This window comes from Bacteroidia bacterium (assembly GCA_016218155.1).
GTDB lineage: Bacteria > Bacteroidota > Bacteroidia > Bacteroidales > GWA2-32-17 > GWA2-32-17.
In genome coordinates this window covers 69899-77492 of the sequence record JACREQ010000108.1, presented here as the reverse complement: position 1 = coordinate 77492, position 7594 = coordinate 69899, and the positions used below count along the sequence as shown (strand labels likewise).

The 7594-nt window shown below is 30.5% G+C and carries 5 protein-coding genes; 4 read left to right on the top strand and 1 reads right to left on the bottom strand.

The genetic code is table 11. From position 1 onward, the window contains the following. Positions 1-522 (bottom strand): Spy/CpxP family protein refolding chaperone (locus HY951_18470; GenBank protein MBI5542047.1); only part of this gene is annotated, 522 nt, incomplete at its 3' end. 125 nt (positions 523-647) lie between these two features. Between HY951_18470 and pepE the strand changes: the two genes are divergently transcribed. The 4 genes from pepE (at position 648) to HY951_18450 (ending at position 7575) form a co-directional block, all read left to right on the top strand. Beyond that, positions 648-1352: a dipeptidase PepE gene (gene pepE, locus HY951_18465; protein MBI5542046.1), complete on the top strand. Its 705-nt coding sequence runs from the start codon at positions 648-650 to the stop codon at positions 1350-1352. A 152-nt stretch (positions 1353-1504) separates the two neighbouring features. Beyond that, positions 1505-4540: a protein translocase subunit SecDF gene (gene secDF, locus HY951_18460; protein MBI5542045.1), complete on the top strand. Its 3036-nt coding sequence runs from the start codon at positions 1505-1507 to the stop codon at positions 4538-4540. Positions 4541-4718: 178 nt separating this feature from the next. Then, a complete protein-coding gene (locus HY951_18455; protein MBI5542044.1) occupies positions 4719-5498 on the top strand; it encodes a universal stress protein in 780 nt (259 codons plus the stop codon). 139 nt (positions 5499-5637) lie between these two features. Next, positions 5638-7575, top strand: coding sequence for a KUP/HAK/KT family potassium transporter (locus HY951_18450; GenBank protein ID MBI5542043.1), 1938 nt, complete (start codon positions 5638-5640; stop codon positions 7573-7575). Positions 7576-7594: the final 19 nt, after the last annotated feature.

Sequence of the window (7594 nt, the reverse complement as noted above, 5' to 3'; positions counted from 1 at the left end):
TTTTCCACAACCACCAGCAGCTTCACCTTTTGGACAGCAGCTTTTTCCGCCTTGTTGTTTACTGCATTTTGAATCACCTGCTGCAGCACCATGTGAGCAACCAGCACCACCATGTTTACCACCATTTGCATCAAAAATAATTTTTTGTTTTTCAGTTAATAAATCTCTGATACTTTGTTTGTTTGCTGCACCTTTTTTCATTTGTTCAGCATTTAGTGCTGATATTTCATCAATAGTTTTGTTGATTGCTGTCATGTCAGCTTTATCAGCCGCTTGTAATGTTTTCAAATGAGCACGTTTCTCGTTAATTTGATTTTTAATGCCTGTCATCTCTTTTTTATGAGCTAAGCATAATCCGTCAATTTTTTGTTTTTGTACATCTGTCAAATCTGTAATTCCTTTAACGCATTCTCCTTTATCACAGTTGTGAGCTGTTTCTTTTTCCTGTGCGAATACTGTTTGGCTTCCAATCATAATAAAAGCAACTAATAACATCGGGATAATTCTTTGAATCTTTCTCATAATTATTTATTTTTTTTGATTTACGTCGCTTTGACTCAACTATGATATTAAAGTTTAAAATTGAATTAAAATATTTTTATTTTTACACCGAAACTAATTAAATATCAATAAATAAAAAATGTCTTATGAAACTTCTGTTAATCAGTAATTCAACAAATGCCGGTGAAGAATATCTGGCTTATCCTATGCCTCATATAAAAGATTTTTTAGGAAGTAAAAGTCTGAATTGTGTTTTTTTACCATATGCTGCAGTTACATTTTCTTATGATGAATATGAACAGAAAGTTCAGAAACGTTTTAATGAAATTGGGCATAATATTAAAAGTATTCATAAATTTTCAAATCCAGTTGAAGCAATTGAAAATGCTGATGCAATTGTTGTTGGTGGTGGAAATACTTTTCAATTGATTTCAAAAATTTATGAAAATAACTTAGTAGATGTTGTAAGAAATAAAGTGAGTAATGGTACTCCTTACATTGGCTGGAGTGCAGGTTCAAATGTAGCAGGACCTACAATTAAAACAACTAATGATATGCCGATTGCCGAACCTAAATCTTTTAAAGCTTTTAATTTGGTTAAGTTTCAGATAAATCCTCATTATCTTGATGCAAACCCAGAAGGTCATGCAGGCGAAACCCGTGAGCAAAGAATTGAAGAGTTTCTTGAAATAAACCCAAATGTTTATGTTACAGGTTTACGTGAAGGATGTATGTTTAAAATTGAAAATAATTTAATAACTCATATCGGAAAAAGAACAATGAGATTGTTTATTAAAGGTAACGAGCCAAAAGAATTTTCATCCGAAGATAATCTTAACTTTTTATTATAGGGCATAAGTCTTTGGTATGCACCTGATAGTACGGGCTTTTTTTAGTTAACTATTTATAGAATTAGTATTTGGTTAATTTGTAAAATTCTTGTACGTTTGCGGGTTATTTTCAGAAATCAAATTATTGTTAGAAATATTTAAAATTAATTCAGATGCAGAATAAGGGAGTGATTAAGTTTTTTGGGATTGCACTTGCTTTAGCATGTTTGTACCAATTGTCATTTACATTTTGTACAAGACAAGTAGAGAGTGATGCGCGTAATTTTGCCCAGGGCGATTTAGTAAAAGAGAGCAAATATCTCGATTCAATATCGAATGAGCCGGTTTATAATTTCTTATGGTTAAAGAAATATACCTATCGTGAATGTCAGGAACAGGAAATTAATCTTGGTCTTGACTTAAAGGGTGGTATGAACGTAACTCTTGAAGTATCAATAGTTGATGTTATTAGATCTCTTGCAAATTATTCTACTGATTCTACATTTAATAGTGCTTTAAAATTGGCTAAAAAAATGGAGGAAAGCAGTAGAGAAGATTATCTAACGCTTTTTGGTAAGGCATTTAAGCAAATTGATCCAAATGCAAAATTAGCTGCTCTTTTTATTTCAAAAGAATTAGGAATTAATTTCAATACTACTAATGAAGAAGTTTTGAAAATAATAAGAAAAGAATCTGATGGTGCTATTGATAATTCTTTTAATATTTTAAGAAATCGTATTGACAAATTTGGTGTTACTCAGCCTAATATTCAAAAACTTGAAACAGCAGGTAGAATATTAATTGAACTTCCAGGGGTTAAAGATCCTGAACGTGTTAGAAACCTTTTACAGGGAACAGCAAATCTAGAGTTCTGGGAAACTTATGAAAATAATGAAGTATATCCTTTGTTAGAAAAAGCAAATCAGGTTATTGCAAGTATAGAATCTGCAGGAAAAAAATCAGATGAAAAAATTGATACTGTTGCAAAACCATCACTATTAGCAGATATGATTGCTGATACAACAAAAAAGGTTGATACTGCTAATACTGCAAAAGCTGATACATCTTTATCTCTTGTTGATCAAATGAAAACTGATTCAACAAAAAATGATACAGCTTTAAATGCTCAGCAATTTAAAGAGCAGAACCCATTATTTGCTATTTTATATCCAAGTGTTGATAATGAACGCAAATTAGCGCAGGGTGCTGTAGTTGGTCTTTCAGATTATAAAGATACTTCTCAGGTTAATAAATATTTAGCTTTAAAACAGGTTAAGTCTTTATTCCCTTCGTCTCTTCGTTTTTTGTGGACCTACAAGCCCATGAAAAAATCTACAGTATTTCAATTAATTGCAATCCGTTCTAATAGTCGTGATGGTCGCGCTCCACTTGATGGTGGTGCTGTTACATCTGCAAAAAAAGAATTTGGAAATACAAATAATAATGCAGAAGTATCAATGTCAATGAATCCTGAGGGTGCAAAAACTTGGGCTAGATTAACAAGAGATAATATTGGAAAACAAATTGCTATTGTACTTGATAATTCTGTGTATTCATTCCCTGTTGTTAATCAGGAAATTAAAGGTGGTAATTCGTCAATTTCCGGCGATTTTACAATTGAAGAAGCAGACGACTTAGCTAATGTTTTAAAATCAGGTAAATTACCAGCTCCAGCAACTATTATTGAAGAAGCAGTTGTTGGTCCTTCTTTAGGTCAAGAAGCTATCTCATCAGGTTTATGGTCATTTGCAATTGCTTTTATTGGAGTATTATTATATATGTCATTATATTATAATAGGTCTGGAAATGTTGCTAATATAGCTTTATTTGCAAACGTATTCTTTACTTTTGGTGTTATGGCATCATTAGGTGCTGTGCTAACACTTCCTGGTATTGCTGGTATGGTTCTTACTTTTGCTATGGCAGTTGACTCAAATGTTATTATTTATGAAAGAATGCGTGAAGAGCTGCGTATAGGAAAGGGGATGAACTTAGTTGTTAAAGACGGCTTCTGGCATGCAATGTCTGCAATTATTGATGGTCACGTTACTACTATATTAACAGGTATTGTATTATTTGTATTTGGTTCGGGACCAGTTCAGGGATTTGCTACTACACTTATTGTTGGTTTGCTTTTGTCTTTATTCTCTTCAATTTTTATTGCTCGTTTAATATTTGAATGGATGTTAAAACGCAATATGAAAATTAACGTTGGTAATAAATACACAATTAATGCATTTACTAAAACTAAATTTGATTTTATCGGAGTAAGGAAAAAGTTATATGTTGTATCAGCATTAGTAATAGTAATTGGTATTGCTTCCTTATTTACAAGAGGATTAAGTTTTGGAGTTGATTTTACCGGAGGAAGAACTTATATAGTTCGTTTTGATCAGGAGGTTTCAACTCAGGATATTCGTTCATCACTAGAAAAAGTAATGAATGATGCTCCTGAAGTGAAGATTTTTGGGCCAAAAAATCAGGTTAAAATAACTACAAAATATCTTATTGACCAGTCAGGTAATAAAGTTGATTCTATTGTTGAAAATAAAGTATTCGAAGGTGTTAAAGGTTATTATAAAACACCGATTTCATTTGAACAATTCTCTGTACATAGCGATAAAGCTGTTGTTGGGATGATGAGTTCACAGAAGGTTGGTCCTACTGTCGCTAACGATATGATATATAAGGCATTCATGGCATTGTTCATTGGATTGTTGATTATTTTTATTTATATTACAATTCGATTTAGAAATTGGCAGTTTGGACTTGGTGGAGTTATTTCTTTGTTCCATGACTCTATGATTGTTATTACTTTCTTCTCATTATTTCATAACATTTTACCATTTGGATTAGAAGTAGACCAGTCATTTATTGCTGCATTGTTAACTGTTATTGGATATTCTATTATGGACTCTGTAATTATTTTTGATAGAATTAGAGAGTATAGAATATTGCATCCTCGTTGGGAGTTAAAAGATAATATTAATGCTGCTATTAATAGTACATTAGGTAGAACAATTAATACTTCAGGTATAACATTGGTTGTGTTAATTATTATTTTCATTTTTGGAGGTGAAATATTAAGAGGATTTATTTTTGCATTAATGGTTGGTATTGCTGTTGGAACATATTCCTCAGTGTTTAATGCAACTCCTATAGCATATGATTTTTTAAATATGCGCAAAAAGAAAAAAGAGAATAAATAAAAAAGCAAAAACAAATCCTGCATAAGTGGGATTTGTTTTTTAAATTAAAATGGTTTATTCACAATAACTTGTTAATTAATATTAAATAGCGAAACAACATTTATCAAAAAAATACGTCTAATAAGAAAATTTCATAATATTGAGATTTAATTTTAGTTTCCCAATTAACCCAAACAATATGGAACTAACCGAAAAATCAATCCTTGTCCCGGTAGACTTTACCGAAAACTCTGAATTTGCATTTCAACATGCTGTGCAAATGTCAAAATATATTCATAGGAGTATTGCTCTTTTGCATATAGTTAAAAAAGATCATGAAAAACCTGCAGTAATGGAAAAACTTACTGAATTTTCAAAAAAAATGCAGGAGAAGTATGGTGTTGAAACAGTTTGCTTAGTTAGAAAAGGAGATATTTTTAAAGCTATTAAAAATACTGCAATTGAAATAAATGCTTTATTAATTGTTATGGGTTTGCATAGTGCAAAAAGAGCAATAAAAGTTATTGTTGGTTCTAATATTCCATTTTATTTAATTCAAGCATCACCAATTAATGAAACAATTAAAGATATAGTGGTGCCGGTAGATTATAACGAGAAGAACAGAGTTCAAATGAATTGGGTTACTTTACTTTCAAAATATTTTAATAGTAATATTAATATTATTAAACCCTTTATCAGCAATAATTATAAGAATGAAAAAATGAGAAAAAACATGTTCTTTATTCGTCAGATATTAGACGAGAAAGGTATTGTTTTTGGAGTTCGTACAGCTAAACGTGATTCAAAATTTAACGAAGAAATTTATAATTTCGCTGCAGAAATTAATGCTGATGCAATATTTATAATGTCATACCATTTTAAAGAATTTATTCTGAAGTCCAAAAACTATAATATGAAGGTACCGGTACTTTGTATCAATCCGGCAACCAATACACAAATTCTTCCAGGAAGATTTTAGAGGAAATAATTTTAACAAAAAAGCCAGCTTAAGCTGGCTTTTTTGTTATTTAAATACTCTCTGATATCAACCTAAAATTTTTTTATTGAATTTTTTAAAAAGCAATTCTTTAAATATTTACATTTGGCAAATTTTTAGAATGAAAACCACCAATATATCTAAACTTAGTGTTTGGGGTGTACTTATTACACTTGGAATAGTTTATGGAGATATAGGAACCTCGCCATTATATGTAATGCGAGCTATTATTAATAGTACCGGTGGTGTTAATGAGAGTATTATTTTAGGAGGAATTTCTTGTATTATCTGGACTTTAACACTGCAAACTACCATTAAATATGTTCTAATAACATTGCGTGCAGACAATAAAGGTGAGGGAGGTATTCTTGCTTTGTATGCTCTTATAAGGAGACATATAAAATGGGCATTTGTACTTGCAATAATTGGAGGTGCTGCTTTACTTGCAGATGGTATAATTACCCCGGCAATCACTGTGGTTTCTGCAGTTGAGGGATTACAGTTAATAAATCCAAATATTCCTGTAATTCCAATTGTTTTAATAATAATAGTTCTATTGTTTTTTATACAGCAGTTTGGTACTAATTTCCTTGGGCATGCTTTTGGTCCTGTAATGTTTATCTGGTTTTTGGTTTTAGCTATACTTGGATTTTATCAGATAATTGGAAATGTAGAAATATTAAAAGCGTTTAACCCTTATTATGCATTCAAGTTGTTATCAGCACATAAAGAAGGATTTTTATTGCTAGGGGCTGTATTCCTTTGTACAACTGGAGCAGAGGCTTTGTATTCAGACCTTGGTCATTGTGGTTTGCAAAATATAAGAATTTCATGGGTATATGTTAAAGTAACTCTTATTCTTAATTATTTGGGACAAGGTGCATGGTTGTTGGCAAATCCTGTTATTACAAGCGATACAAATCCGTTTTACTCAATAATGCCATCATGGTTTATCATACCTGGAATTGTGTTAGCAACAACGGCTGCCGTTATTGCAAGTCAAGCTTTAATCTCAGGATCTTATACAATAATTAATGAGGCTATTTTGTTAAATTTTTGGCCCCGTGTAAAAATAAGCCATCCTACTTTTATTAAAGGTCAGATATATATTCCAAGTGTAAATAAATTTTTGTTTGTAGGTTGTATTTTTGTAATTCTTTATTTTCAAGAATCATCTAAAATGGAAGCTGCGTATGGTTTAGCAATTACCATTACAATGATGATGACTACTTTGTTAATGAGTTTTTATTTTTACATAAAACGGAAATCACTTTCTTATATTTTTATATTTCTTGGAATATATCTAATAATTGAAGGTTCTTTTTTTATTGCGAACTTGTTTAAATTTATTCATGGTGGATGGGTAACATTATTAATTGCAAGTATTTTATTTTATATAATGTTTATATGGTATAAAGGTAGGATGATAAAGAAAAAACTTACAGATTATGTTTATGTAGATAAATATTTCTCGATGTTAAGTGATGTAAAAAAAGACTTGTCAATTTCCAAATATTCTACAAATCTTGTTTATTTTACTCATGCAAATAATGTTCACGAAATTGAATCAAAAGTTGTATTTTCAATATTTAACAAACAACCAAAAAGAGCAGATACTTATTGGCTTATTCATGTTGATGTAGTTGATGAACCACATGCTATGAGCTATAAGGTTACACATTTAATTCCCGAGACTTTAATCAGAGTAGATTTTAAAATCGGGTTTAAAGTACCAACAAAAATTAATCTATATTTTAGAAAAGTTATTGAGGAATTAGTTATAAATAAAGAAGTTGATATTACTACTCGTTATCCCTCACTACATAAATATGCGATTTCAGGCGATTTCAGGTTTATTTTAACTGACAGAGTACAGGGATATGATTTTGATTTTAAGCCGTTCAATCAATTTGTTATGGACAGTTATGATATTCTTAAGAAAATTGGTATGCCTGAAGAAAAAGCATACGGGCTTGATACTAGTAGTGTTATTACTGAGAAAATTCCATTAATAATAAACAAAGGACTCGACTTTAAATTAACAAGAATTAAAGAATAATATTAATATATATTGTTAT

Excerpts from the sequence above, each read along its gene's own strand:
- pepE (MBI5542046.1), top strand. The coding sequence starts at position 648 with ATGAAACTTCTGTTAATCAGTAATTCAACAAATGCCGGTGAAGAATAT.
- secDF (MBI5542045.1), top strand. The coding sequence starts at position 1,505 with ATGCAGAATAAGGGAGTGATTAAGTTTTTTGGGATTGCACTTGCTTTA.
- HY951_18455 (MBI5542044.1), top strand. The coding sequence starts at position 4,719 with ATGGAACTAACCGAAAAATCAATCCTTGTCCCGGTAGACTTTACCGAA.
- HY951_18450 (MBI5542043.1), top strand. The coding sequence starts at position 5,638 with ATGAAAACCACCAATATATCTAAACTTAGTGTTTGGGGTGTACTTATT.